The organism is Nitratidesulfovibrio oxamicus, from assembly GCF_015731765.1.
Classification (GTDB): Bacteria; Desulfobacterota; Desulfovibrionia; order Desulfovibrionales; family Desulfovibrionaceae; genus Cupidesulfovibrio; species Cupidesulfovibrio oxamicus.
Genome location: NZ_VRYY01000469.1, coordinates 1 through 1,813, shown reverse-complemented (window position 1 = coordinate 1,813; position 1,813 = coordinate 1). Strand labels below are relative to the sequence as shown.

Annotated in this window: 2 protein-coding genes; both read right to left on the bottom strand. The window is 69.2% G+C overall.

Annotation, left to right across the window (positions count from 1 at the left end; all coding sequences use genetic code 11):
* A partial coding sequence (locus tag FVW20_RS14080; protein WP_196610107.1) for a YeeE/YedE thiosulfate transporter family protein occupies positions 1 to 352 on the bottom strand: 352 nt, incomplete at its 3' end.
* 146 nt (positions 353 to 498) lie between these two features.
* Positions 499 to 1,437, bottom strand: coding sequence for a tRNA (adenosine(37)-N6)-dimethylallyltransferase MiaA (gene miaA / locus FVW20_RS14075; protein WP_307831549.1), 939 nt, complete (start codon positions 1,435 to 1,437; stop codon positions 499 to 501).
* Positions 1,438 to 1,813: the final 376 nt, after the last annotated feature.

Below are 1,813 nucleotides of genomic sequence, written 5' to 3'. Positions count from 1 at the left end.
CGCGCCGCAGCCGCGACGGGCCGAAGCGTTCCGCCCAGCCGGGCGGCACCGCCTGCCAGCGGAAGGTGCCGGAAGCCAGCGACGCCAGCAGCGCCCCCACGAATATCCCGGCCACGAACATCCACTGCCAGTCCACCTTGGGCGTTTCCTTCACGAAGTAGTCCAGCGCGGCCATGTGCTCCGGCGCAAGCACCCGCTCCACGAAGCCCGCCGAACGGACGAAGGTGGTGGATGCGCCAAAGTACTTGCCCGTCACCCACACCGAGGCCACCACCAGAAGGCCGCTCAGCGCGCCGCCCACATAGGGGCTCCACGGCTTGCCGCCCGGATTTTCCGTATTTTGTGCGTTCATGACGCCTCCCTGAGGTTTGGCGCATGGTACACCACGGGTGAGTATGTGACAACTGACGTGGTCGCTTTTCAGGGTGCGTGGCTGCCGGACGGCTCGCGTCTGCAGGGGGGGATGGAGCGGCGGCGATGCAACCGGAGGGACGTGCCCTACTCCGCTGCCTCGCCGTGCAGGAAGGCGCCAGCCAGCGCGGCCATGGCGTCGAGGTCGTCGGGTCTGATCCAGTGGATGCGCTTGTCGGCCCGGAACCACGTCAGCTGCCGCTTGGCATAGGCGCGGGTATTGCGCAGCCACAGCAGCCGGGCCTCGGCCCAGGGCAATTCGCCGGTGAGGTGGCGGTACAGTTCGGCGCAGCCGATGCCCGACCAGCCGGGGGCGGCGGGGTCGTCGCACACGGTGCGCGCCGCACGGGCTTCGTCCAGCGCGCCTGCTTCCAGCATCATGTCGATGCGGCGGTCGAGCCGGGGCGTCAGTTCGTCAAGGCTCATGTCCGTGCCGATGCGCAGCGCCGCGTAGCGCGGTGGCGGCACGGGCCGGGCGTGCCACCACGACAGGGTGTGCCCGGTGCCCTCGTGCACTTCCAGCGCACGCACGGCGCGCTGCCGGTCATTGGGGTGGATGCGCGCGGCATAGTCCGGGTCGATGGAGGCCAGCCGGGCATGCAGCGCAGGCGCGCCCAGCGCATCGCATTCGCGCTCCAGCCGCACGCCGATGGCCGGATCCACGCGGGGGATGTCGGCAATGCCATCCAGCAGGGTCTTCAGGTACAGGCCGGTACCGCCCACCAGCAGGGGCTGCAGCCCGTCACCATGCAGCGCGACGATGGCCGCCTCGGCCTTGTCGGTCCACACGCCCGCGCTGATCTTTTCCGTGCCGGACAGAAAACCGTACAGCAGGTGCGGGCATACCGCGCGTTCCTCAGGCGAGGGCTGGGCCGTGATGATGGGAAAATCGCGGTAGACCTGCCGCGAATCGGCATTGACCACCCCGCCCCCGAAGGTGCGTGCCAGATGCAGCGCCGCCGCCGTCTTGCCCGCCCCCGTTGGGCCGACCAGACAGATCACGCGGATGGGGGGGGCAGTGGCTATCACGAACAAACTCCTGCGGAGAAGAGATTCCGGGGAGGGGACCTTTTGCGGCAGCCGTTCGGTGAGCTTGCGAACCTTACGGATGGCGACCACAAGGCGTAAAAGGTCTCCCCCCCGGACCCCTCCCCCAAAAACTTTTCAATAGACGGTTATCGCGCCACCAGTGCGTGCGCGCCTACCGGGGCGTGGGCTCTATCCGTCAAAACGTCGGTGCCATGGGCGGCGTCCCCCCGCCATACCCCTCGTCGTCGGGGTCGAGGCCGCCGTTGCGGAGCGCGTCGTCACCTTCGGCGCTCAGGCCCGCGCCCATGGAGCGCGGCAGAAAGCCCCCGTTGCCAAGGCCCGCGCCAAAGGCCGACCCGGCGGAGCCAGCCCC